Genomic DNA, 23,087 nt, shown 5'->3' on the forward strand with positions numbered 1-23,087 from the left:
GATTGACCGGCTGACCGGCGCATACTCACGTTGCAGTTGGAAGATTCCTTGCCCGGACGGGCAGGCTTGCGGATGGATAGGCCTTGTCGTTCTCGAAGTCAACTCATCACGGATTGACCAAGGGTGACCCTGAGCCAGTGGCATGGCAACCTAATATTAATAAAGTATAAAAAAAGATTTGATGATTTAGTAGGAAGAGGCGTTCATGTGGATAAAATCCTGTTCACAGAAAAATCCCATGCGTGGGCCACTTGTGGGCAAGCCTGTTGAGAAAACTTTCTGACCAGGCGGCAGCATTCATGGATCGCCTTGTTTTGTTGCTTTTCATAGACTTACCTTGTGCAAACCGGCCTGTGGATAAAATCTATGACCTGAGCTGAGATAAGGGCTTTCCCACAAGGAACAGTTATCCAAACCCACAGCCGTATAAAAATGGCAGAGAAAGGCGGGGCGAGGCGGGTCCGACAGCGGCGCATCTGGGAGTTGGAATTTCCCCAAATGGTCCTTTAAGACTTTGTTATCATCTCCACCGGGATATCCACATGCCGCGTCCTATCATCCTCGCTTCTGGCTCCAATATCCGGCAGGCGCTTTTAAACAACGCGCATGTCCCGTTTGATGTTGTCGTTCCGCGAATCGATGAAGACTCGATCAAGGCTGCGCTACTGCAGGAGGGCGCGTCTCCCCGCGATGTTTCTGACGCGTTGGCAGAGCATAAGTCATTGAAAATAAGTAAAAAATATCGTGATGCTCTGGTTATTGGCTGCGATCAGGTACTGGAACATGATGGTGAGATTCTTTCCAAACCGAACTGTCCCGAAACAGCCCGTGCGCAGCTAGCCAGGTTGCGGGGAGAACGCCATCGCTTGCTTTCCGCAGCGGTCATCTGTCATCAGGCAAGTCCGATCTGGCGTCATATCGGTCAGGTGCGGCTTGAAATGCGGGCCTTCAGCGATGCCTATCTTGACGAATACGTTGAGCGGAACTGGGACAGCATCCGTCATGCCGTTGGAGCCTACACGCTTGAAGAAGAGGGTGTGCGGTTGTTTTCACGTATCGATGGGGACTATTTCAGCGTTCTTGGATTGCCCCTTTTGGAATTACTGGCTTATCTCAATGCAAGCGGAGATCTCGAGACATGACAACAGAGCGGATACCCCTGACCGGTGTGATAGGGTCGCCGATTGCGCATTCGAAATCACCACAGCTTCATACGCATTGGCTCCGAACTTACGGGCTGAGCGGGTATTATATCCCGATGGATGTCGCGAGCGATGATCTGGAGGCGGTGCTGAGGACTCTGCCAAAAATGGGTTTTGTCGGTATCAACGTGACCATCCCGCACAAGCAGAGAGTCATGGAAATGGCTGATCTGGTCACCGATCGTGCAACGCTGATCGGGGCGGCCAATACCTTGATATTTCGGAGAGATGGAAAAATCCACGCTGATAATACCGATGGGTATGGGTTTATCGAGAACCTTCGACAGGGTGCGCCCGACTGGAACCCCAAGGCTGGCCCGGTCGTTGTCTTTGGTGCGGGAGGCGCGGCGCGGGCGGTTGTAGCATCCCTGATTGATGTGGGTGTGCCCGAGATCTTTGTCACGAACCGGACCAAGGTTCGGGCCGAGAAACTGGTCGAGGATTTCGGCAAACGGTTAACGGTCGTTGACTGGGTCAAGGCGGGCAACATCCTTGAAGATGCCACCACGGTCGTGAACACGACATCGCTTGGCATGTTGGGGAAATCCGAGATGAGGGTGCCCCTCGATGGATTGCAAAAGCACGCAGTCGTCACCGATCTGGTCTATAATCCGCTTGAAACGCGGTTGTTACGCACGGCGCGCGAGATGGGCTGTGTAACGGTTGATGGTCTGGGCATGCTCTTGCATCAGGCCGTGCCGGCCTTTGAGCGGTGGTTTGGCCAGCGACCCGAGGTGGACAATGCAACGCGCGCGGCGGTACTCAGATGAGTTTCCGGCTTGGATTGACCGGTTCAATCGGGATGGGCAAATCAACCACGGCCAAGCTTTTTGCCGAAGCCGGCTGCGATGTCTGGGATGCTGATGCCGCGGTGCATCGTTTGTATTCGAAAGGCGGTGCGGCAGTTGGCCCGATGGGCGCGGCCTTTCCCGAAGCGATCGTGAATGGAGAGGTTTCGCGAGCTGCCCTCAAGGAGATCATTTCCCGGGACGAGAATGCATTGCGCCGGATCGAATCCATCGTGCATCCATTGGTGGGCGAGGACAGGGCCGCTTTTATTGCCCGGTCAGGATCGGACATTGTCGTTCTTGATATTCCACTTCTGTTCGAGACCGGCGGAAACACCCGGGTCGACGCGGTGGCAGTTGCGTCCATCGACGCCGAAACACAACGCGCCCGGGTTCTTGAGCGTGGTACGATGACAGAGGCGCAGTTTGAGGCGATCCTGTCGAAACAGGTTCCGGATACCGAAAAGCGAGCCAAAGCCGATTACGTGATCATTACTGACACGGTTGAGCATGCCCGGGCCCAGGTGCAGAATGTGATTGCCGATATTCGCAAGAGGTTGGGTGATGCGTGAAATCGTTCTGGATACCGAAACCACGGGGTTTGACCCTCAACAGGGCGACCGGATCGTCGAGATTGGGGCGGTCGAACTATTTAACCACATGCCGACCGGAAACACCTATCATCAATATATCAACCCGGAGCGCGACGTGCCGCAAGAGGCGTTCGAGGTTCATGGGTTGGGTGAGGAATTCCTGCGCGACAAACCGGTCTTTGCGGAAATTGCCCAAGCGTTCCTTGATTTCGTGGGCGATGCCAAACTCGTCATCCATAATGCCGCCTTCGATATGAAGTTCCTGAATGCCGAGTTGGGTTGGCTCAACCTGCCAAAGCTGCCATGGGATCAGGCGATTGATACGTTGGCCATCGCACGCAGCAGGTTCCCGGGGTCACCGGCCTCGCTGGATGCGCTGTGTCGCCGTTTCAACATCGACAATTCTGCGCGAACACTGCATGGGGCCTTGCTTGACAGTGAAATTCTCGCCGAGGTCTATCTTGAACTGATCGGCGGGCGGCAGCCGGATTTTGCGCTGAACGTCGTCGAGGATAGAAACGACCGCGTTGGCCAAAGCGATCAGGAGACGTGGAGACCGAAACCACGCCCAAACCCTCTCGGGTCCCGCGTCACGAATGAAGAAGCCGCCGCCCACAGAGCCTTTGTCGAGGCGATGGGCGACGGCGCAATCTGGAACAAGCTGAACTGAAGATCAGGAGGTCGTCGCCCCTTCGCCTTCGCCCTGTTGGGCCGAGCGACGCGCCACTTCCTGTCGATAGAGTTTCATGAAGTCGATATTGTCGAGGTTGAGCGGCGGAAAGCCGCCATCCCGGGTCACATCGGACACAACGCGACGCAGGAACGGAAAGAGCAGCCGCGGGCATTCGATCAGCAAGAACGGATGCAATTGCTCGTCCGGCACGCCGTCGATATGGAACAGGCCGACATAATCGACCTCCATCAGGAAGATCTTTGTGTCGGGGTTCGGCTTGTCGACGGACTCGACATTGAGCTTGATCGACACTTCGTACTGTTTTTCAGATTCGCGTTTCCGCGCATCGAGGTTGACCTGAACCTTGACGTCAGGCTGAACCTCGCCTGTCGCACCCTTTTGAGCGAGAATATTCTCAAAGGACAGGTCACGAACGAATTGGTTCTGGATATTCAATTGGACTTGTGGCGCCTGTGCAGCGGCCCCGTTGCCGGTATCGGCCATCTGTCATCTCCTGAGCGAGTGTTGAACTTACCCGTCCTTTAACAGGACGAAATGAAACCCTCAATGCTTAGTCCAGCCAGACGAGTCATGCGTTGGTTTCCTGGGTGGATCGAGATCGACATAATCAGCATCAATCACCGACTCGTCCTGTCGATGGGGGTTTGGTTCCTGGGGCGGGACCGAGGATGAGAAATGCGTCACCCGAACACGGGACCGCAACCAGCGGAAGGCCGCGCGTCGGAAACCCGGAATGAGCAGGGCAAAGCCAAGGGCATCCGTGAAAAACCCCGGTGTCAGGAGAAGCGCGCCGGAAAACAGGATCATCGCCCCATGGGCCAAGGGTTCGGTGGGATCACGCCTTTCCGAAAAGGCCTGTTCCAGCTGTCCGAGTGCCATCCGCCCCTGAGTTCGAACCAGCCATGTTCCCAGAATTGCGGTCAGAACCACGATGACAAGCGTATAGACCAGACCGATTGCACCGCCAATCTCGATGAACAGGGCGATTTCGATCAGGGGAACAGCGATAAACGCCAAGAGCAGCCACATTTTCACAATCTCCTTAGGGCACGAAGGCATGATGGACTTGATCACGCCAGTCCCTTACATAAGTGCAGAATACGCCCGTTTCCATGTCATGACGTCCGAGAGGTTCAGATGAATTCACCGATCCTTCAGCTTCTGGTTCTGGCCGGCATTGCCGTGTTCCTGATCCTGCGGCTCAAATCCGTGCTGGGGACCCGTGATGGTTATGAAGCCCCTCCGGCGCAACGGTCCGCGGGTGAAACCAATGCGCGCCGCAACTTCGAAGTCATCGAAGGCGGCCCCGACCATGATATTATCGACCATGTGCCCGAAGGCAGCCCGGCGGCAGAGGCATTGAGCGGGATGAAAGCGATAGAGTCATCCTTCAGCGTGGCACAGTTCCTTCAGGGTGCACGCGGGGCCTACGAGATGATTCTGATGGCATTCGAGCGTGGCGACCTTGCCCAGGTCAAGCCTTTCCTGGCCGAAGATGTCTATGACGCCTTCGCCGAAGTGGTCGAGGCGCGCGAGAAAAAGGGCCTTACGATCGACGCCGAGTTCGTCGGCGTACGAGAGCTGTCATTGGTTGATGCCACGCTTGACGATGAGACGAAATCTGCCGAGATCACCGTGAAATTCATTGGCGAGCTGACCTATGTCGTGCGTGACAACGCGGGCGAGGTCATTGAAGGCAAGGACGGCAAGATCAAACGTCAGAAGGATGTCTGGACCTTCGAGCGGGTGTTCGGTTCAGACGATCCCAACTGGCATCTTGTCGCCACGGGCGAATGACCCGTGCCGTTCTCGCCGCGGCGTTTGTGGGGCTGATGATGTCAGGCCCGGCGGCGGCGGAAACGCATTATACGATTCTTGACTTCGACGATCTTGATGGCTGGGCCGAGGACGATCATAACGCGGCACTGACTGTTTTTCGTGACACTTGCGGAGACATGAAAGACCCTGATTGGCAGGCGCTTTGTGCGTTGGCGGGCGATCAGACCGATGCCAAGGCATTCTTCGAACTGTTCTTTCGCCCGGTGATGATCGAAGACGGCAAGGACCCGCTTTTCACGGGATATTTTGAGCCCGAATTGCGTGGCAGCACGTCACCCACGGAGCGCTTTCGTTACCCGGTTTATCGAATGCCGCCCGAAGCACGTACTGCGCCACAATGGCTTTCCCGTCGTAAAATCGAAACCGGCGATGAAATGAAGGGCCGCGGTTTGGAGATCGCGTGGGTTGATGACCCGGTCGAGCTGTTCTTTCTCCAGATCCAGGGATCGGGTCGAATCCGCCTTACGGACGGACGGTCGGTTCGGGTGGGGTATGGCGGATCGAACGGCCATGATTACCGCTCGGTCGGTATCGAACTGGTCCGGCGCGGCATCTACGAAGCGCATCAGGTCAGTGCAGAGGTCATCAAGAACTGGGTGCGACGAAACCCGGTCGAGGGTGAAGAGCTTTTGCAGCATAATGACTCTTATGTCTTTTTCCGGACCGTGAATCATGTGCCATCCGAACGGGGGCCTTTGGGTGCGATGAACCGTTCGATCACGGCGATGCGCAGTGTCGCGGTTGACCCGGCGTTTATTCCGCTGGGGGCTCCGGTCTGGATTGAGAAAGACGGCAAAGACCCGCTGCGTCGCCTGATGGTGGCACAGGATACCGGTTCGGCGATCAAAGGCGCACAGCGAGCAGATATATTTTTCGGCACTGGTAAAGCCGCCGGTCAGATGGCCGGGAAACTCAGAGACCCGGGGCGCATGATTGCGCTGCTCCCGATCCAGCGCGCCTATGCGATGTTGCCGGTGGGTTTTGAATGACGCGAAGACGGCTGAGACCGGATGAAATCGAACTGTGGCGCCGGGTTGCGGACACCACCGACCGGCTTGATTCCGGGCGCAAGGGGCATGAGGCATCGTTGCCGCGCCCCAAGTCAAAGAAGGCCCGGCCCGTTGCCCCGTTCGAAATGGGCCAAACCAACACCACAGCCCCGGTGGTCCATGATCTTTCTGCACCGTCATCCAGCCCGGTTTCGACCACCCCGCTGCGGATGGATCGCAAGACGCATCAACGCCTCAAACGCGGGAAGCTGTCGCCGGAGGCCAGGCTGGACCTGCACGGCATGACGACAGAGCGGGCGCATCCCAGGTTGATATCCTTCATCCTCAAGGCACAGGCCGATGGCAAGCGGCTGGTTCTGGTCATCACCGGCAAGGGAAAACACCGCGATGAGGGCGGTCCCATTCCGGTGCGTTACGGCGTGTTGCGCCACCAAGTGCCGCATTGGCTGTCTGTGCCGCCGCTGGCGCAGGCGGTCTTGCAGGTGGCAGAAGCCCATTCAAGTCATGGCGGTGGCGGGGCCTACTACGTTTATTTACGCCGACACCGATAACAGCGCCCGCGCACGCCCGACACCGATGATCATCATGAGGGTCGTGAACAGGAAGTAGCTCGCGATGATCAGGAACTGGGTTTCAATGCCCAGCCCGGCATCAATCCCCAACCCGGTGATCCCGGGGCCAATGGCCGAGCCGAAGACCATCACCGCGGCAATCATTGCCTTGACCGACCCGATATACCGCGTGCCGTAGAATTCGGCCCAGAACGCATTGGGCACGGTCATCATGGCGCCGGTGGTCATGGCCATGAAAAGCAGGCCCAGCAGGGTCATCCCCAAGCCGGGTGCAATGGAATAACAAAGAAATCCTATAATGATCGGCAGTTGCGTGAATGGCATCAAGCGAGCGGTGCCCAGACGATCGAGCAGCGCCCCACCGATCATCATCGAAATGACGCTGAGCCCGGTATAGATCGGGAAGAGCGACACCAGCTCGATATGGGCGAGCCCCTTGATCTCGGCGTAATGGACCTGATGGAAGAAGAACGCTGTGTTGAAGGCGGCGGGGCCGAGCATGGCGGGAACCATGAACCAGAACAGAAAATGCCGCAGCGCCTGGTTCCTGGTCCAGTGTCGGCCCTGCATCCCCAATGTCGAGTCTGATTGCGCAAAGCTTTGTGGAGTGCGCTCCTGCCGCAGAAGCAGGAGCAAGACCGGAATGGCGGCGATGGCGATTCCGGCCGCCAGAACCCATAGAAGCCGCCAATCGAAAAGGGCCATGAGCGCGACGAAGGTCACGGGCAAGACAGCCTCGCCAAGGGTGAACCCAAGCGTGGCGATGGAAAGCGCGCGCCCGCGCGTGGCGATGAACCAGCGGGACATGGCGACAACGGCAAGGTGGCTGGTCATGCCTTGCCCGGTAAAACGCAACGCGAAGATGACGAATGGCAAAAGCCATGCGGCCCGAACGCTGGCCATGAAAAGACAGGCCGAGGCTGTCAGCACCAGAACCACCGCGCCTAGAGCCCGCACCCGAAACCGGTCGGTCAACCCGCCGGCCCAGACCATCAGGATAGCCGATGCGCCGGTTCCAAGGGTGTAAATGGTGCCCCATTGACCATGCGTGAGGCCGAATTCCTCGCGGATGTGGCCTGCGAAGATCGAGATGAAAAAGGTCTGCCCGGGGCCGGACATGAAGGTGAGCAACATCCCGGCCGACAGCCAAGGCAAATTGTCGCGGAGGAAACGCAGCGTGGACATGGGCCATCTGTTTCCGGTTTCCCCGCGGAAGGGAAGAGCAAAAACTAGAGGACGTAACGGCTCAGATCGGTCGACCGTGTCAATTCGCCGAGGTTTGCCTCGACAAAGTCGGCGTTGACGACGACGGCTTCGCCTGCGCGATCCGGGGCGGTGAAGGAAATCTCTTCAAAGACCCGTTCCATCACCGTGTAGAGGCGACGCGCGCCGATATTCTCGACGGATTGGTTCACGTCAGCTGCGATCTTGGCCAGGGCCGCGATACCCTCCTGGGTGAATTCTACCTCGACCGACTCGGTGGCCATGAGGGCGGTATACTGCCGGGTCAGCGCGTTGTCGGTTTCGGTGAGAATGCGCACGAAATCCTCTTCGGTCAGTGCCCGCAATTCGACTCGGATCGGCAGGCGGCCCTGCAACTCGGGCAGGAGGTCCGAGGGTTTCGCGATGTGAAAGGCCCCTGACGCGATAAAGAGGATATGGTCGGTTTTGACGGCGCCGTATTTCGTGGAAACGCTGGTGCCTTCGATGAGCGGCAGCAGATCGCGCTGTACCCCTTCGCGGGATACGTCGCCGCCGCGGGCGTCCTGCCGGGTGGTGACCTTGTCGATCTCGTCAAGAAAGACGATGCCGTTCTGCTCGACCGCTTCCAGCGCGGCCTTGTTCACGGTTTCATCATCGAGGAGTTTGTCGGCTTCCTCGCTGATCAGCAGGCCATAGCTTTCGGCCACGGTGGTCTTGCGCCGCACGGTGCGCCCGCCGAATGCCTTGCCGAAGAGATCGCCGAGATTCATCATCCCCATCTGGCTGCCGGGCTGGCCGGGAATGTCCATCATGCCCATCGGGTTGGAATTGTCGGCGAGGTCGAGCTCGATCACCGTGTCGTCAAGCTCGCCCGATTTGAGCTTCTTGCGGAACATTTCAAGCGTGCCCTCTCGGGCGTCTTCACCGGCGATGGCGCGCAAGACACGTTCTTCGGCGGCGTGGTGGGCCCTGGATTTCACGTCTTCGCGCATTTGCTCGCGCGTCATGGCTATGGCGGAATCGACCAGGTCGCGGATGATCTGTTCGACATCACGGCCGACATAACCGACCTCGGTGAACTTGGTGGCTTCGACCTTGATGAAGGGCGCGCGGGCGAGCTTGGCGAGGCGGCGGCTGATCTCGGTCTTGCCGACGCCGGTGGGGCCGATCATCAGGATGTTCTTGGGATACACCTCGTCGCGCAGGTCATCGGAGAGCTGCTTGCGCCGCCAACGGCTTCGCAGGGCGACGGCGACGGCACGCTTGGCATCCTTTTGCCCGATGATGAAACGGTCGAGTTCCGAGACGATTTCGCGGGGGGTGAGGTCGGTCATTTCGAGATTTTCTCCACCGTCAGGTTGCCATTGGTGTAAACGCAGATATCCGCCGCGATAGCCATGGCGCGGCGGGCGATCTCCTCGGCGGAGTGGTCGGTGTCCATCATCGCGCGGGCGGCGGCGAGGGCGTAATTGCCGCCGGAGCCGATGGCGGTGACGTCATGTTCGGGTTCGAGAACGTCGCCTGCGCCGGTGATGACGAAAATATCGGCGCCATCGGTGACGATCAGCATCGCTTCGAGCTTTTGCAGGTATTTGTCGGTGCGCCAGTCCTTTGCCAATTCGACGGATGCGCGGGCAAGTTGCCCGGGCGTGGCTTCGAGTTTGGACTCAAGGCGTTCCAAAAGGGTAAACGCGTCGGCCGTGGACCCCGCGAAGCCCGCGACGACATCGAAACCGCCGGGCGAAAGGCGGCGCACCTTGCGGGCCGAGCCCTTGATCACGGTCTGTCCGAACGAGACCTGCCCATCGCCTGCGATCACCACCTCGCCGCCTTTCTTGACGCCGATGATCGTGGTGCCGTGCCAGCCGGGGAATTGATCGTCTGCCATGTGTCGCCTCCTGTCACTGGGGGCCTATATGGAGCCCATGGACCCGAGGCACAAGGGTCGGGCTTGCCCGCGCGGTGGCGGCATCCTAGCCTCTGGGCCATGAGCGAGCCCCGCATCCTGAGCTTCTATCTCGAACCCGGCCTGAAAGAGAGCGCGGAGGCGGGGGAGCACAACTTCCTGGGCAAGGTTGCGGATGTGGTCCGGGCGGCGGATTTCGAGGTTTTCTACTATGGAAATGGGCCGGAGGAGCGGGAAAAATCCCTTGCAAGACCGGGGTTTGCGCTGTTTCACATGGAGCCGCCGACGCATGGGCGGGGGGTGACGGTGCGGCGGGCCTATTGCTATCCGTTCTGGTCGATCGAGCGGACGGAAAAACGCTGGGATTTCGACGTGGCGTGGAGCGTGTTTGACGAGGATGACGTGCCGCGACAGGAGGCGGCGCGGTTTGCCGGGTTCTGGCGCAGGAGGCTGTTTGGGGCGTGGCCCGACACCGGCGAAAAGGGCTATGTTTACATTGCCTTGCAGGGGCGGTTGTTGGAGCAGCGGTCGTTTCAGTCCTGCACGCCGGTCGAGATGCTGCGCGCGGTGCTGCGGCATGAGCGGGAAAGGCCTGTGGTGGCGGGGTTGCACCCGAACGAGGCGTATTCGCGGGCAGAGATGCAAGCCCTTGAAAAGCTGACGCAAATCCATTCGAACCTGGGTATTCGGACGGGTGGAATGGAGGTGCTTTTGCCCGGGGCCGCCTATGTGGTGACGCAGAATTCAAGCGTGGGCTTCATGGGGCTTTTCCATGCGCGGCCCCTGGTGTTGTTCGGGCGGGCGGATTTCCACCATATCGCCTTGAAAACACGGGAGATTGGCGTGGAAGAGGCGCTTCGCCGGGCACCCGATCATGCCCCCGATTTCGAGGGTTACCTGTGGTGGTTCTGGCAAAAGATGACGATCAATGCGGGCCGTCCCGAGGCGGAGGAAAAGATCGCCCGGAGGCTGCGCGATCACGGCTGGCCGGTGTAAAGGTTAACGGCGCCGAGTGGCCGAAAATGGGGGGTGATATGCGTATGACTCCCGGCTGTTCCCCGGCTGCCGTCGGATTCGCCAAGTGGTTAACGGGCGTTAAGTTAATGCACCGTGCGATGAACGGTGCGGCGCGCCATGAAAAAGCCCCGCGCGGCGTATCCGGCGGGGCTAGGACAAGTCGGTTGTTCCGCGGCGCGGATCAGATCGACTCTTCGATCCAGCTTTGCAGCGCGGCCTTGGGCTTGGCGCCGGCGATGTTCGACACGACCTGCCCGTCCTTGAAGATGAACAGCGCGGGAATGCCGCGCACGCCCATCGAGGCGGGGGAATTCGGGTTCTGATCGACATCGACCTTCACGATCTTGACCTTGCCTTGCATTTCCTCGGACAGCTCTTCGAGGGCGGGGCCGATCATCTTGCAGGGGCCACACCATTCGGCCCAGAAATCGACCACGACGGGAAGGTCGGAATTCTTGACCTCGGCGTCAAAGGTGTCGTCGGTGACAGCAACGGTTGCCATTTGCGGTTCTCCTGTATCGGGATTGCTTGGCCTGAACCCTATGGGCGGCGGCGGGGAGCGTCAAGCTATCCGGGTGTCGCGCAAGGTGCCAATCACAAGATCATGAGGCAGCCGCATGAGGGTGGCGTTGCGGGTCCAGAGCAGGGCCGTTGCGACGGTTTTGCCGGGGTAGATCTGCGCCAGCGCGGAGGCATAGGCGCCCATCTGTCGCAACAACGCATCGGGCACGGCCCCGGGGGTGTCGGGGATGCTGGCGTTGGTCTTGAAATCGACGGCGAGGATTTCGTCGGGCCCGATCAGCAGCCGGTCGATGATGCCATGCATGCGGCGGCCATCGAGTTCAGGAAGGGCGGCGGAAACCGGCACCTCGGTCAGCGCGTCGGGCGAGAAGATCGGCGCAAGGCCGGGCTTGGTGAGCACATTGCGCGCCTCGGCCAGGAGCAGGGCAAGCGCGTCGCCCTCGGCCGCGTCGGGACCGTTCGCCAAGAGTTTGGCGGCGATCCCGGCCCAGTGATCCGGGGGGTGGCCGGGCAGGAATTCCAGCAGGCGGTGAACCTGTCGCCCGCGTTGCTTGGCCGCGTCTTCATCGAGTCCGGCCTCGCCCGGAAGCGCCTTGTTGCCCGGGAGGTCGGAAGGGGCGAGCGCGGCCGGGCGCGGATCGGGGATCGGTGCGGGGCGGCGGAAGTGATCGGGAATCGCGGGTGGTGGCGATGGCGGCGCTGGGTCGGATTTCGTCTCTGATCCGGCCCAGATGCCATGTTCGAGGCGGAGGCCGGGGGTATCGCCAAGCCCCTCGCCGAGATCGAAATGATGCGGGGCGGCGCCCATCCCCTCCATCGCGAGGCGGATCTGGTCATACCAGCTTTGCTCGTCCTTGCCCAATTCGCCCGCCGCGGCGACGATCAGCCATTTCTCGGCCCTTGTCATGGCGACGTAAAGCAGGCGGTCGCGTTCCTGCCGGTCACGCTCGCGTTGATGATCGAGCGCGTCGCGCAGGGTGGGCGGGGTTTCGGCGGCAAGGGTTTTCCAAAGCGGAGGGCCGTCATTGGTGACGATCTCGTTGCGGATGCGTTCGATCCGCTGGCCGGTATCGGGCAGGATCACGATGGGGGATTCAAGCCCCTTGGCGCCGTGCACGGTCATCACCCGGATGCGGCCACCTTCGCTGTCCTGCTGGCGCTTGATCTCGATATCCTCGGTTTCCATCCAGGTCAGGAAACCGGTGAGCGAGGGCACGGATTGACCTTCATAGGCCAGTGCCTGTTGCAAAAGCGCGTCGATGCCATCTTCGGCCTCGGTGCCGAGGCGGGAGAGCAGGCGGCGGCGCCCGTCATGGCGGGTGAGCAGCCGTTCGATGAGGTCATAGGGGCGCAGGAAGTCGGCCCAATAGCGCAGATCGTCGAGAACGGCGAGGGTTTCGGGGTGGTCCGTGCTGTTCCTGAGCGCCTCCCACAGGTAGCCGGGGCGACCATGGGCGAGGGTAAAGAGCGCTTGTTCGGACCAGTCGAAGATCGGTGATTTCAGCACGGTGGCCAGGGCCAGGTCATCCTCGGGCGTGGCGAGGAATTGCAGGAGGGCGGCGATGTCGCGCACGGCCAACTCGCCGCCGATGCGCAGCCGGTCGGCCCCGGCGATGGGCAGGCCCTGCGATTTGCATTCGCGGATGATGGCGTGAAAGAGCGGCGAACGGCGCTGCACAAGGATCAGGAAATCCCCGGCGTGAACCGGGCGCATGTGGCTCTGATCCTGCGGAATCGGTGTCTTCTGGTCGATCATCTGCCGGATCTGGCGCGCCACCGCGCTGGCCAGCCGGGTGCTGTGGTGATTGGGGCCTGCGAGGTCAACCGGGTCGTCCCAGTTGGGGCGCTCGGGCTTGCCGGTTTTTTCGATATGCGGCCAGAGATCGACCCGGCCGGGAAGGGCGTCGAAAAAGGTCTTGTGGGTTTCCGCGGCGGTAAAGCCCGCGGCCTCGCGCCCCTTGAAGGCTTCATCGACAAGCGAGAGCACAGCGCGGGACGAGCGGAAGGACCAGGCCAGCATCCGGTTCTCGAGCGGTGAATTGGTCAGGGCGAGGCGGGTGTCGAACTCGGCCCGCATGCGGTCGAATTCGCGCGGGTCGGCGCCTTGAAAGGAATAGATCGACTGTTTCTTGTCGCCGACCACGAAAATCGTGCGGGAGATGTCGGCGCGGGCGCCCTGGCCGCTGGTGAATTCCTGGGCGAGGCGCTCGATGACGCTCCATTGCACGGGCGAGGTGTCCTGTGCCTCGTCGACGAGGATATGGTCGATCCCGCCATCGAGCCGGTAAAGCACCCAGGCGGCGACGCGGTCATCGGTCAGGAGCGCTAGGGTCTTGAGGATGAGATCGTCGAAATCGAGCCAGCCGCGCGCCTGTTTTTCCTTTTCGTAGCGGGTGAGAAAGGCGCGGGCGAAGCCGTGCAGGGCAAGCGTCTTGCGGGCGGCGGCGAGGGCGATGCGATTTGCGCGGGCATCCTCGACCCGCTGCATGAATGCATTGAGCGCGTCGAGTATGTCGGGATCGAGCCGGTCGCGGGTGGCCTTGGTGGGAAAGGCGTCGATCTTGGCCGTGAAGGGTGAGCTAGCTTTTTCACCAGTGAGAAACACGTTTTCCAGCAGGGGCAGCGCGGCAAGGGAGACGTCGCGCAAGGGTGCGAGCCTGTCATGCGCCTTGACGTCATTGACGCTGCCCGCTGCGAGGGCGGGGAGGAGCGCCTTGAGAATGGCGGGCTCATCGCCGTTGAAGGCCGATGCGGTGAGCTCGGATTCGGAGAAACCCGGCGGGAGGTCGAACAGGGCAAAGGCGTCTTCATGGGAGAGCGTATCGGCGAATTTGGCGGCGTTAGAGACGATTTCGCCGGTCAGCTTGTCGAGATCGCCGCTCAGGTGCCGGGCGAGATCGGCGACGACGGGGCGGTCGGGGCCTTGGGCCATGCTCTCGACGATATCGGCGCGCAGGAGCCGGGCGGCGTGGTCGTCCATCTCGGTAAAGCGGGGCGTGACCCCGGCTTCGAGCGGGAAGCGGCGCAGGATCGAGGAGCAGAAGGCGTGAATCGTCTGGATCTTGAGCCCGCCCGGCGTTTCGATGGCCTGGGCAAAGAGGCGGCGGGCATCCTCAAGCTTGTCGGGTGTAACAACCCCTGAAATGCCCAGCTTCTGAAGCTCGCCCCGCAGCATTTCATCGGGCAGCATGGCCCATGCCCCGAGCCGGTCAAACAGCCGGTTCTGCATCTCGGAGGCGGCGGCCTTGGTGTAAGTGAGGCAGAGAATGTTCTGGGGAGCGACCTCATCCAGTAGGAGCCGCGCCACCCGGTCGGTGAGCACGCGGGTCTTGCCCGATCCGGCATTGGCAGAAAGCCATGTGGAGCGGTCGGGGCGGGCGGCCTCGATCTGGGCCAGCGTGGCGTCGTCGGGGGCGGTCATTTCAGCACCTCGGGCGATGGTTTTTCGGTGATGTCCCATTCGCCGAAGCGGGCGAGCTGATCGTAATTGCCGGTCTGGGTGGTTTCGAACATCGCGCGGCGCGACAGGAATCCCTGATCCGGGGAGAGATAGCAGGTTATGAGGCGGCGGAACTCGGTCGTGAACTCGGCCAGAGAAATCTCGGCGAGCGGGGCGGCGACCTGACCGGGCGAAGAGCCGAGGCCGATGTAACAGGCACCCGCGACCGGCGCGGCAGGAATGTCGGTGAAACCGCCCTGTTCGGCCATGATCGTCTCTAGTATGAGCTGCTTGTCGAAATGTTTCTGCTCGTCCTTCCCGGGAACGCTGCCGGTCTTGTAGTCATAGATCAGGAGGGCGCCGGATGTGTCGCGGTCGATCCGGTCGGCGGTGCCCTTGAGGGTGAAACCGATATCGTCGAAGGTGATCTTGCCCCGTGCCTCGAACCCGACGGGATCGGCATTGGCGCGGCGGGCCTCTTCGTCGGCCAGAAAGCCATTGACCACCCGTTCGAGCCGCGCCAGCCAGATCAGGCGTTCGGCGGGCCATGGCAGGGTCGCCTCGAACACCTCGCGCGCCGTGGTCATGAGGGTTTCGCGGGTGCGGGCCTCGGGGGTGTTCGCGGTGTCGCGGATGAAACGCTCCATCACCGCATGGGTGACGATGCCACGGATCAGCGCATCGGGCAGGCGCATCAGCGGGTCGAGCGGTCGCAGCCCGAGGACATGGCGCGCATAGACCGCGTAGGGATCGCGAATGAGCGTCTTGATCTCGGTCACGGAAAGCTGGCGCGGACGCGCATCGGCGGGCGGTTTGGGTGCGGGCCGGGGCCGGGGATTGGGGGCGCCGGGATCTTCGAGCGCGTCGGCGAGTGCGAGCCAGTGCGCGCCGCGATCGTGCATGGATCTGAGCGCGTCGGCGCCGCCCTGCTCCGGCAGACCGGCGAGCAGGTTCTGCAAGCGGTTGAGCCAGCGCGACACCACGGTTTCGGCATCGTCCGAGCGGGTCGAGCGGGTAAGCCAGACCTCGGGTGCGGCGATGGCCTGTTGGAAATCATGGGCGGAGAGGCCGATGCGCCGCTCGGGCAGCAAGAGCCCGGCCTTGTGGCGCAGCGCCCGGTTGAGCCACGGGTCGGGGTTGGGAACCTCGGGCCATGTGCCATCGTTGAGCCCGGCGAGGATCAGGAGGTCGGCGCCTTGCACCCGGGCTTCGAGCGTGCCCCAGATGAGGATCTGCGGATGCGGGGTTTCGACCTTGCGCACGTCGGCGCCCCCAAGGACCGCGCCGAAGAGATCGGCATAATCGCGCGCGTTCAGCGTGCCGCCATGGGGGGCGGCGTCGAGAAAGGCGTCGATCACCTGTTTGGCGGCGCGCCCGTCCGCCTCGGCCCATGGGTGGGGCGTAGCGGTGGGATCATGGCCTTGAATCGTGCGGTTCAGAAGGGCAAGATGCGTCTCTAACCTTGCGGAAATGGGCATTTCCTGCGGGCTGTGATGGGTGGTGAAGGTTTCGGCCACCCACGCGGCCCAGGCATCGGCGTCGCGGCTCTTGCGGGCGGTGGCCCAATTCATGATCGCCTCGGCATCCGGGTAAGGCGGGCCGTTGCGGCGGATGTGAAGTTCGAGATCGCGGGTGAAGCGCAGGTGATCGCCGCGACCCTTGGCGCCGTGGGTGAGCGGGTGTTTGAGCAGGGTCAGGAGCGCATCGGCGGTGAGCCGGGCCTCGAACAGCCCGGCAATATGGCGCATCAGCCGCCCGATGGCCGAAAGCTGGAGCGGCTCGCCCGCGCTGTCGTCGGGCAGGATGTTCCAGCGGTCGAGCGCGGCGGCGACCTGACGGGTGAGGCCCCGGTCGGGGGTGATGAGTGCGGCGGTCTCGCCCTTTTCGGCGGCGTCGCGCAGGCGGAGCGCGATGGCCAGCGCCTCGTGCCGTTGGGTTGGGGCCTCGATCAGGGTCATGTTGTCGGTTGCGGGGCGCAGATCGCCCAGCGCCGGGCCGTCGCGCAGCCATTGATCGGTGACGGGTGCGGGGCGCAGCGCGAGCGAGACCAGACGGTTGCGCGCGGGGTTGGGGGCTTCCGCCCCGGGCCATGGGCGGATCTCGGAGGCGTCGGTTCCAAGGCCCTGCATCAGCGCGTGAAAGCGGTATTGCGGGTGATCCTCGGAGAGCATCGGATCATCGAGTGTGCCCCAGAGATCGGCGGGCATGTCGAAATCGAAGCCGGGCAGGACGAGCGCGCCGCGCGGCAAGCGGGCCACCGCCTGCATCAGGCGTTGGGTCGTGCCGCGCGACCCGGTGGACCCGGCGACGATCACCGGATCGGCGGGGGGGGATTCGGCCCAGCGCGCGATGAGGCGCTCGACGATCAGGCGCTGGCGGGCCTCGGTATCAGGTGTTTCGCCGGTATCGTCGAAATAATGCTGCACGATGGAGAGGAAATTCACCGTGCGCGCCCAGTGGCCGGATTGGTCGCTGACATCGAGCCGGGAGATGGCCTCGGGGGAGACGCCTTCGCCCTGCATTTCGGCCATGAACGCGGCGAGGCTGTCGGCGAGGTCATAGAGCGCGGACCGGGGGGCGAAACCCGGATTCGTGTCGAGAAAACGCGAGATCAGCGGGATGAGTTCGAGCCGCCGCCGCAGGGGTGATACGGGGGGCGGGATCTCGTCCAGCGCGCTGAGTTCGCCCAGATCGGTGACAAGCGACAGGCGCGGCAAAAGGAGCGGCGGCCCGTCGTCAAAGAGCAGATGGATGCGGCGGGCCATGCGGCGCGTGTTGACGATGAGATGCACACGGGCCAGCGCCTCGGGCGGTTGGTCGGCGTAATGCGCGCGCAGGCCCTCGACCAGTGCGCGGGGGAAATCGGCGCCGGGGGGGCAGGCAAAGACGCGGGGGGCATCCGTGGGGTCAAACATCGCTATCCTCCAGCATCCGTTCGGCCAGTGCGATGCCCTCGGGATGGCCCACGTCGCACCATTTGCCGGGATAGGGCAGGCCGAAGAGGCGGTCGGTCCCGGCCATGCGGTCCCACAGAAGGTTGAGCGAGAAGACGCGGTCGGGGATGTCGTGCAGCAGGTCGGTCTTGATGATCTGCACGCCGCCATAGACATGGCCCGGGCCACGGGCGATGCGGCCGGTGTCGTCGAGCAGGAAATCACCCTCGCCTGCGTGGCCGATGGCGCGGGCGCGGGGCACGCAGATGAGGAGCGCGTCCATCTCGTCCGGGTTCCACGCCCCTGCCAGAAGCGAAAGCGGGTTGGGTCCGCGCCAGACCGCATCGGTGTTCATGGTGAAGACCGGCCCGGACCCCAGAAGCGGCAGCGCGTGGCGCAGCCCGCCGCCGGTGTCGAGGATGTCGGGGGTTTCATGCGAAAAGGCGATGCCGCGCCCGTCGAGATGCTCGATGAGGGGTTCGGGACGGTAATGCAGGTTGGCCACCACGCGGGCGAGGTTCATCGGCGCCACGAGGCTCAGCGCGTGGTCGATCAGCGGACGGCCGGAAACGCGGATCATCGGCTTGGGCCGCTCGGCGGTGAGCGCGCCCATGCGGGTGCCGAATCCGGCCGCGAAAAGCATTATGGCGTCGGGATGGTCGCGCATTTTTCCTTGAGGGTCCGGAGCGTTTCGGGGGTGGGTTCGGGCAGCGCCGTGCGCAAGAGGGGCGCCACGGGGGCCAGCGCGGGATGGGCAAGATCGCGTTGCAGGAGGCCCCAGACGCGGGGGATGAGATCGACGTAGTGGGTCTTGCCGTCGCGGATGCAGAGCCGGGCGAAAACACCCAGAATTCGCAGATTTCGCTGTGCGCCGAGGAGGTGGTAGGCGGTTTCGAATGCGTCCCTGTTCTGGCCAGACGCGGCGATATAGCGGGCAACCATCGCCTGTTCGATGTCCGGGGGAACGTCGCGGCGGGCGTCTTGCAGAAGCGAGACGAGATCATAGGCGGGATGGCCGGTCATCGCGTCCTGGAAATCGAGCAGGCCGACGCGGGCCGGGCCATGGCGCGATGGCAGCCAGAGCAGGTTCTCGGCGTGGTAATCGCGCTGGATCAGGACGGTTTGATCGTCGGCGTGACGTTCCAGAAGCGGCAGGAAGGCAGCGAGGAAATCGGCGCGTGCGCCCGGGTCTGGCGCGCGGGCATGGGCGAGATACCAGTCGAAGGCGAGCGCGGCCAGATCGGCCATGAGTTGCGGCGCATAGGGGGCAAGACCGGGTGGCAGGGGGGCCGTGTGGAGGGTCAGCAGCACATCGGTCGCGGCCTCGTAGAGTGGGCATTCAAGGGCGGGATCGCGGGGAATGGTGCGGGCAAAGAGATTATCGCCCAAATCTTCGAGGAGCAGAAAGCCGTTGGCCTCGTCCTCGGCGAGGATCGCGGGGGCGGAGAGCCCCAAGGATGACAGATGCCGGGCGATGCGGGTGAAGGGGCGCACGTCCTCGCCCTTTGCAGGCGGGGCATCCATCAGGACGGCGGGGCCGTGTTCAGGGTGCGACAGGCGCAGGTAACGGCGGTTCGAGGCGTCGCCCGCAAGCGGTGCGATGGTGGCCCCGGCCCAGTCGGTTCTGGCCAGGAAACCCGCGACGAGCGCATCACGCGACGGCATCGAGAATCCCTTCGAGACGGGAGTCCCATTCGGGGGCGGTCCAGTTCATCGTGAGATGTCGGGTCTCTTCGGCCGCATCGAGGGCAAAATCGAGCGAGAGCGCCGATAGCGGGGCCAGATCGCCGAGCCGGTCGGGCCACTCAACAAGGCAGAGCGCCGATTCGAAAGCATCGGGCAGACCCAGTTCCACGACCTCGTCCGGGTGCGAGAGGCGATAGAGATCGCTGTGCCAGATCTCGAATTCCGGCGTGTCATAGACCTGAACAAGGGTGAAGGTGGGCGAGGGCACGTCTTCGGGGACGGGCAGAAGCGACTGGATCAGCGCGCGGGCGAAATGGGTCTTGCCCGCGCCGATCCCGCCCGCGAGCAAAAGGACATCCCCGCCCCTGAGCAGCGGCGCCAGCGCGGCGGCCATGCGGGCAGTGGCGTCGGGCGAGGTGAGGGTGATGTGACAGGGCTGCTGCGGCATGGCGCGAGAGTAACGCCCCCTGCGCCCCCTGCAAGCCTGTTTCAGCCCGGCGGCGCGGATATGACGTTTGCGGATGCGTCGGCGCCCTGCAACACCGGGCGCAGGCGAAAACTCACCAGTGTTTCACCGCCGGAGATCGGGGCCACGCGGCATTCGATGGGCGTTCCGTCTTTCATGCGAATGTCGGTGAACCAGACGTGACGATCGAACGCACGGGGCAGGAATTCGCGCAGATCGGTCCAGAAGTCGGTCTTTGTGCACATCGCGCGCATGTGGCGGGTGGCGTCCTGTGCGGTCATTTCGGCAAAGCTGCTCTCGGGGTCGAGTTTCCACATCGTGCAGAAGGCGGTGTTGGAAAGGGTCAGCGCGCCGGTCGGGGAAAATGCGACGATCCCCTCGTCGAGCGTGTCGATCACCGCCTGACCGAGGTCGAGTTGCGACCGGAACCGGCGCGTGAGGGACATTTCGGCGCTGATATCCTCGATCAGGATGGCGATGGCGCCGTCGGGATGGGGCCGCCCGGTCACGCGATAGGTCAGCCCCGAGGGCAGCGACCACGTTTCGTGATAGCGCCCGTCGCTGGCGGCAACCACGAGATCGGCGATATGCTGACGCCAACTGGCATAGTTCTTGGGTTCGGGCATCATGCGGTTGTCGCGCAGGCGGTCGAAAAAGGATTGCAGGTCGGGGCGGGCCGAAAGGAATTCGGCGGGCAGCGCGGTCAGGTCGATCAGGGCGGGGTTGAACAGCGCCAGTTGACGGTCGCGGTCGAAAATGGCGAGTCCGGTGGACAATTGCGCGAATGTCTTGGTCAGGGTCTGAACGAAACGGTGCTGGGCGATTTCGGCCTCGACCACCGGGTTGATGTCGATGGCAAAGTTGAGAAACCCGTTCTGGCCCGAGCGCATCTTGGTCACGCTGAACCAGTCGGCCCGATCGGGATCGCCGGTTTCGACCGCCACGCGCTGGCTGGTTTCGTCGCTGGTTTCGGGAATGTCGAGATCGAGGGTCGAGAGGATGCCCTGACCCTGCTCCGACAAGAGGCGCGGATTGTTCGTGAGCTTGGCATGCGCGGCGTTGGCCCAGATGACCTGACCATCTGTGCGGCTGATCCAGATCGGATAGGGAAAGAGGTTGGCCGCCCGCGCGACGGCACGCAATTCGCTGGTCTGAATGATGGTCAGGTGGTGGTCGGATGCACAGGGCGGCGCTTCTCCCATGATCGCGACGCTGAGTTTTCCGCCGATCGCGACAAGGTCGAGACGGGCATGATCCTGCGGGTTGTCGGCCGGGATCGTGCAGGGCGCCTTTTGCAGGGCCTGCGCGGCGCTGCGGGGCAGATCGGGAAAGCGGGGTCGCAGAATGCGCGATACCTTGTTCCAGGACATGTCGGAAAAGGGATCGGTCGGATCGCCATCAAGTTGTGTGCGGGCGAGGATCGTTTGCGCGGCTTCGCTGGCGTGATCGAGTTGTTCACCGTCGAAGAGAAAAGCAACCGGATCGGGCGCGGCATGGTTTGGCCGCCCTGTGCCGCGCCGCTCAAGCAAGGCGAAAAGCGCGAGCGCCAACCCTGCCGCCACGGTGCAGATCGCCACCAGGGCCGCGATTCCCCAAAGCCCCAAACCGGCCATTGCGCTCTCCCCTTTGCCAAGCGTTGCCGCCTCGGCCAAGGTGGGTGTTAATGATTAATGATTGGTAAAGACCGCCCGGGGTGCGACGGAGTCACACCATGATCGCGATCAGGAGTCGAACGGGCGGTTGGCCCCGACCGGCATTCGACTTTCACCAAAGCGGGCATCAAGGCGATTGAGCGGCCATGACACCTCGATCAGGGCCCCGCAGCGGCCACGGTCGTCGGCAGCGGGGTCTTGGATATTCGGACCATTGGCAAAGGAAAGCTCGGCGCCGGTGCGTTCGAGAAGCGTCTTGGCGATGAAGAGGCCCAGCCCCATACCTTCGTAGGCGGGGCGTGCGTTTCGTTCCGATGCGCCACGCCGGTCACGCATGAAGGGATCACCGATCCGCCCGATCAGGTGCGCTGGAAACCCCGGCCCGTCGTCCTGAATGCGGATCGTGATCTTGTCGTCTGTCCATCCGGTCTCGACCCAGACATGACCGTGGGCGAAATCCACCGCGTTCTGGATCAGGTTGCGCAGCCCGTGGACGATCTCGGGGCGGCGGGGGATTGTCGGCTGGGGCCATTCGGTGTCGATGCCGGGCATGGTCTCGAAATGAATGGCCTTGCCGCGGTCGAGATGCGGGGTCGCCGCCTCTTCGATCACCGCGGAGACGGGGGCGTGATGCATGTAGAGGTCATCCTTGCCCGCGCGGCCCATCGAGCGCAGGATATCACGGCAGCGGTCGGCCTGATGGTTGATGAGCTGGATATCTTCGAGCGCGTCGGGATTGTCGGCGAAATCCTCCATCAACTCGGACGAGGTGAGCTTGATCGTTGCCAGGGGCGTGCCGAGCTCATGCGCTGCCGCCGCGACGACCCCGCTGAGATCGGAAAGTTTCTGTTCGCGGGCGAGTGCCATTTGCGTGGCCTGAAGCGCCTCGGACATGGTGTGCACCTCGGAGGCGATCCAGCGGGCATAGACCGACAGGAACACGATGGCGATGACGATGGCCGCCCAGTTGCCAAAGACGAAAAGTTCGCCGATGCGAAGCACGATATCCGCATCGGTTCTGAGCGGCATGTGAAAGAAGGCGAGAACCGAGACGACAAGAATGGCCACGGCCCCGAGAAACACCGTGCTGCGCGCCGAGAGCGCCGCGGCCGACACGGTGACCGGCCCCACGATCAGGAGCGAGAACGGGTTGTTGAGCCCGCCGGTCAGATAAAGCAGCGCGGCCAGTTGCAGCAGGTCGAAGAGAACCATCAGCAGATTTTCACGCTCGCTGAGGCGCTTGTTCTCGGGAAAGATGAACATCGCGACGAGATTGGCGATGATCGACAGGCCGACAACGAGGTAAAACAGCCCCACCTCGATCTGCAGCGCGTAGAAATACTGGGCCACGACAAGCGCCGTGATCTGCCCCACGATCGCAGCCCAGCGCAGCCAGATGATGGTGCGCAACCGAACCCAGTTGCCACGCTGGCGCGCTCCGATCAGTCCGAAACCGGTATCCGTCATCTGCGCGCCTTCGTCCCGTTGCATGTCTCCTCCAGCTTGATAGATGTGACATGCGCGCCGTTCAATGGCGGGCTGCAAGCGATGCAAAGGATGAATCC

Annotated in this window: 21 protein-coding genes; 8 read left to right on the forward strand and 13 right to left on the reverse strand. The window is 62.5% G+C overall.

Annotated features, from left to right (window positions below; translation table 11 throughout):
- Positions 1-542: 542 nt before the first annotated feature.
- Genes FLO80_RS13205 through dnaQ form a run of 4 tightly spaced genes read left to right on the forward strand, consistent with a single transcriptional unit; the run spans position 543 to position 3,253 of the window.
- Entirely contained in the window at positions 543-1,142 is a 600-nt protein-coding gene (locus FLO80_RS13205) for a Maf family protein (protein ID WP_111368678.1), read from the forward strand.
- Entirely contained in the window at positions 1,139-1,972 is an 834-nt protein-coding gene (locus FLO80_RS13210; RefSeq protein WP_111368679.1) for a shikimate dehydrogenase, read from the forward strand. The genes FLO80_RS13205 and FLO80_RS13210 overlap by 4 nt, the downstream gene beginning before the upstream one ends.
- A complete protein-coding gene (gene coaE, locus FLO80_RS13215; protein WP_111368680.1) occupies positions 1,969-2,562 on the forward strand; it encodes a dephospho-CoA kinase in 594 nt (197 codons plus the stop codon). The genes FLO80_RS13210 and coaE overlap by 4 nt, the downstream gene beginning before the upstream one ends.
- Positions 2,555-3,253, forward strand: a complete 699-nt coding sequence (dnaQ, locus tag FLO80_RS13220; protein WP_111368681.1) for a DNA polymerase III subunit epsilon — start codon at positions 2,555-2,557, stop codon at positions 3,251-3,253. The genes coaE and dnaQ overlap by 8 nt, the downstream gene beginning before the upstream one ends.
- Before the next feature lie 3 nt (positions 3,254-3,256).
- Here the strand turns inward: dnaQ and secB are convergent, their stop codons facing one another.
- Both secB and FLO80_RS13230 read right to left on the reverse strand, forming a co-directional pair.
- Positions 3,257-3,760, reverse strand: a complete 504-nt coding sequence (gene secB / locus FLO80_RS13225) for a protein-export chaperone SecB (protein ID WP_111368682.1) — start codon at positions 3,758-3,760, stop codon at positions 3,257-3,259.
- Between the two features lie 60 nt (positions 3,761-3,820).
- Positions 3,821-4,306, reverse strand: a complete 486-nt coding sequence (locus FLO80_RS13230; protein WP_111368683.1) for an FxsA family protein — start codon at positions 4,304-4,306, stop codon at positions 3,821-3,823.
- 108 nt (positions 4,307-4,414) lie between these two features.
- Here FLO80_RS13230 and FLO80_RS13235 point away from each other — a divergent pair, with 108 nt between their 5' ends.
- From FLO80_RS13235 to FLO80_RS13245, 3 genes are read left to right on the forward strand one after another with little or no spacing between them, the layout of a single operon-like run.
- The gene (locus FLO80_RS13235) at positions 4,415-5,074 is read left to right on the forward strand and encodes a Tim44/TimA family putative adaptor protein (RefSeq protein WP_111368684.1); all 660 of its coding nucleotides are present in this window, start codon (positions 4,415-4,417) and stop codon (positions 5,072-5,074) included.
- A complete protein-coding gene (gene mltA / locus FLO80_RS13240; protein ID WP_111368685.1) occupies positions 5,071-6,105 on the forward strand; it encodes a murein transglycosylase A in 1,035 nt (344 codons plus the stop codon). The genes FLO80_RS13235 and mltA overlap by 4 nt, the downstream gene beginning before the upstream one ends.
- Entirely contained in the window at positions 6,102-6,677 is a 576-nt protein-coding gene (locus tag FLO80_RS13245) for a Smr/MutS family protein (protein WP_111368686.1), read from the forward strand. Before mltA ends, FLO80_RS13245 begins: the two co-directional genes overlap by 4 nt.
- Here FLO80_RS13245 and FLO80_RS13250 read toward each other — a convergent pair.
- Genes FLO80_RS13250 through hslV form a run of 3 tightly spaced genes read right to left on the reverse strand, consistent with a single transcriptional unit; the run spans position 6,660 to position 9,789 of the window.
- Positions 6,660-7,883: an MFS transporter gene (locus FLO80_RS13250; protein WP_111368687.1), complete on the reverse strand. Its 1,224-nt coding sequence runs from the start codon at positions 7,881-7,883 to the stop codon at positions 6,660-6,662. The two genes, FLO80_RS13245 and FLO80_RS13250, sit on opposite strands and share 18 nt — an antisense overlap.
- A gap of 44 nt (positions 7,884-7,927) precedes the next feature.
- Entirely contained in the window at positions 7,928-9,235 is a 1,308-nt protein-coding gene (hslU, locus tag FLO80_RS13255) for an ATP-dependent protease ATPase subunit HslU (protein WP_111368688.1), read from the reverse strand.
- Positions 9,232-9,789, reverse strand: coding sequence for an ATP-dependent protease subunit HslV (gene hslV / locus FLO80_RS13260; protein WP_111368689.1), 558 nt, complete (start codon positions 9,787-9,789; stop codon positions 9,232-9,234). Before hslV ends, hslU begins: the two co-directional genes overlap by 4 nt.
- Before the next feature lie 99 nt (positions 9,790-9,888).
- On the opposite strand from hslV, the gene FLO80_RS13265 reads away from it, so the two are divergent.
- Positions 9,889-10,803 carry a capsular polysaccharide export protein, LipB/KpsS family gene (locus FLO80_RS13265; RefSeq protein ID WP_111368690.1) on the forward strand — a complete coding sequence of 305 codons (915 nt, stop codon included), beginning with the start codon at positions 9,889-9,891 and terminating at the stop codon, positions 10,801-10,803.
- A 202-nt stretch (positions 10,804-11,005) separates the two neighbouring features.
- Here the strand turns inward: FLO80_RS13265 and trxA are convergent, their stop codons facing one another.
- The 8 genes from trxA to regB all read right to left on the reverse strand — a co-directional run bounded on the left by trxA (position 11,006) and on the right by regB (position 22,989).
- Positions 11,006-11,326: a thioredoxin gene (trxA, locus tag FLO80_RS13270; protein ID WP_111368691.1), complete on the reverse strand. Its 321-nt coding sequence runs from the start codon at positions 11,324-11,326 to the stop codon at positions 11,006-11,008.
- Positions 11,327-11,386: 60 nt separating this feature from the next.
- Complete coding sequence (gene addA / locus FLO80_RS13275) at positions 11,387-14,767, reverse strand: double-strand break repair helicase AddA (RefSeq protein ID WP_111368692.1); 3,381 nt, start codon at positions 14,765-14,767, stop codon at positions 11,387-11,389.
- The gene (gene addB / locus FLO80_RS13280; RefSeq protein ID WP_111368693.1) at positions 14,764-17,700 is read right to left on the reverse strand and encodes a double-strand break repair protein AddB; all 2,937 of its coding nucleotides are present in this window, start codon (positions 17,698-17,700) and stop codon (positions 14,764-14,766) included. The genes addA and addB overlap by 4 nt, the downstream gene beginning before the upstream one ends.
- A complete protein-coding gene (locus FLO80_RS13285) occupies positions 17,693-18,385 on the reverse strand; it encodes a nucleotidyltransferase family protein (RefSeq protein WP_111368694.1) in 693 nt (230 codons plus the stop codon). The genes addB and FLO80_RS13285 overlap by 8 nt, the downstream gene beginning before the upstream one ends.
- The gene (locus FLO80_RS13290) at positions 18,361-19,383 is read right to left on the reverse strand and encodes an aminoglycoside phosphotransferase family protein (protein ID WP_111368695.1); all 1,023 of its coding nucleotides are present in this window, start codon (positions 19,381-19,383) and stop codon (positions 18,361-18,363) included. The genes FLO80_RS13285 and FLO80_RS13290 overlap by 25 nt, the downstream gene beginning before the upstream one ends.
- Complete coding sequence (tsaE, locus tag FLO80_RS13295; protein WP_111368696.1) at positions 19,370-19,852, reverse strand: tRNA (adenosine(37)-N6)-threonylcarbamoyltransferase complex ATPase subunit type 1 TsaE; 483 nt, start codon at positions 19,850-19,852, stop codon at positions 19,370-19,372. The genes FLO80_RS13290 and tsaE overlap by 14 nt, the downstream gene beginning before the upstream one ends.
- A 41-nt stretch (positions 19,853-19,893) precedes the next feature.
- Complete coding sequence (locus FLO80_RS13300) at positions 19,894-21,483, reverse strand: PAS-domain containing protein (RefSeq protein WP_111368697.1); 1,590 nt, start codon at positions 21,481-21,483, stop codon at positions 19,894-19,896.
- Positions 21,484-21,591: 108 nt separating this feature from the next.
- A complete protein-coding gene (regB, locus tag FLO80_RS13305; RefSeq protein ID WP_111368775.1) occupies positions 21,592-22,989 on the reverse strand; it encodes a sensor histidine kinase RegB in 1,398 nt (465 codons plus the stop codon).
- Positions 22,990-23,087: the final 98 nt, after the last annotated feature.

Origin of the sequence: Aquicoccus porphyridii, assembly GCF_008369105.1 — a bacterium.
Lineage (GTDB): Bacteria > Pseudomonadota > Alphaproteobacteria > Rhodobacterales > Rhodobacteraceae > Aquicoccus > Aquicoccus porphyridii.

Bases quoted from the DNA above. Each gene is read 5' to 3' on its own strand.
- trxA (WP_111368691.1), bottom strand. From the start codon at position 11,326: ATGGCAACCGTTGCTGTCACCGACGACACCTTTGACGCCGAGGTCAAG.
- FLO80_RS13205 (WP_111368678.1), top strand. From the start codon at position 543: ATGCCGCGTCCTATCATCCTCGCTTCTGGCTCCAATATCCGGCAGGCG.
- mltA (WP_111368685.1), top strand. From the start codon at position 5,071: ATGACCCGTGCCGTTCTCGCCGCGGCGTTTGTGGGGCTGATGATGTCA.
- FLO80_RS13245 (WP_111368686.1), top strand. From the start codon at position 6,102: ATGACGCGAAGACGGCTGAGACCGGATGAAATCGAACTGTGGCGCCGG.
- coaE (WP_111368680.1), top strand. From the start codon at position 1,969: ATGAGTTTCCGGCTTGGATTGACCGGTTCAATCGGGATGGGCAAATCA.
- FLO80_RS13265 (WP_111368690.1), top strand. From the start codon at position 9,889: ATGAGCGAGCCCCGCATCCTGAGCTTCTATCTCGAACCCGGCCTGAAA.
- FLO80_RS13290 (WP_111368695.1), bottom strand. From the start codon at position 19,383: ATGCCGTCGCGTGATGCGCTCGTCGCGGGTTTCCTGGCCAGAACCGAC.
- FLO80_RS13210 (WP_111368679.1), top strand. From the start codon at position 1,139: ATGACAACAGAGCGGATACCCCTGACCGGTGTGATAGGGTCGCCGATT.
- dnaQ (WP_111368681.1), top strand. From the start codon at position 2,555: ATGCGTGAAATCGTTCTGGATACCGAAACCACGGGGTTTGACCCTCAA.
- FLO80_RS13250 (WP_111368687.1), bottom strand. From the start codon at position 7,883: ATGTCCACGCTGCGTTTCCTCCGCGACAATTTGCCTTGGCTGTCGGCC.
- tsaE (WP_111368696.1), bottom strand. From the start codon at position 19,852: ATGCCGCAGCAGCCCTGTCACATCACCCTCACCTCGCCCGACGCCACT.
- FLO80_RS13235 (WP_111368684.1), top strand. From the start codon at position 4,415: ATGAATTCACCGATCCTTCAGCTTCTGGTTCTGGCCGGCATTGCCGTG.
- addA (WP_111368692.1), bottom strand. From the start codon at position 14,767: ATGACCGCCCCCGACGACGCCACGCTGGCCCAGATCGAGGCCGCCCGC.
- FLO80_RS13285 (WP_111368694.1), bottom strand. From the start codon at position 18,385: ATGCGCGACCATCCCGACGCCATAATGCTTTTCGCGGCCGGATTCGGC.
- FLO80_RS13300 (WP_111368697.1), bottom strand. From the start codon at position 21,483: ATGGCCGGTTTGGGGCTTTGGGGAATCGCGGCCCTGGTGGCGATCTGC.
- addB (WP_111368693.1), bottom strand. From the start codon at position 17,700: ATGTTTGACCCCACGGATGCCCCCCGCGTCTTTGCCTGCCCCCCCGGC.
- secB (WP_111368682.1), bottom strand. From the start codon at position 3,760: ATGGCCGATACCGGCAACGGGGCCGCTGCACAGGCGCCACAAGTCCAA.
- FLO80_RS13230 (WP_111368683.1), bottom strand. From the start codon at position 4,306: ATGTGGCTGCTCTTGGCGTTTATCGCTGTTCCCCTGATCGAAATCGCC.
- hslU (WP_111368688.1), bottom strand. From the start codon at position 9,235: ATGACCGACCTCACCCCCCGCGAAATCGTCTCGGAACTCGACCGTTTC.
- hslV (WP_111368689.1), bottom strand. From the start codon at position 9,789: ATGGCAGACGATCAATTCCCCGGCTGGCACGGCACCACGATCATCGGC.
- regB (WP_111368775.1), bottom strand. From the start codon at position 22,989: ATGACGGATACCGGTTTCGGACTGATCGGAGCGCGCCAGCGTGGCAAC.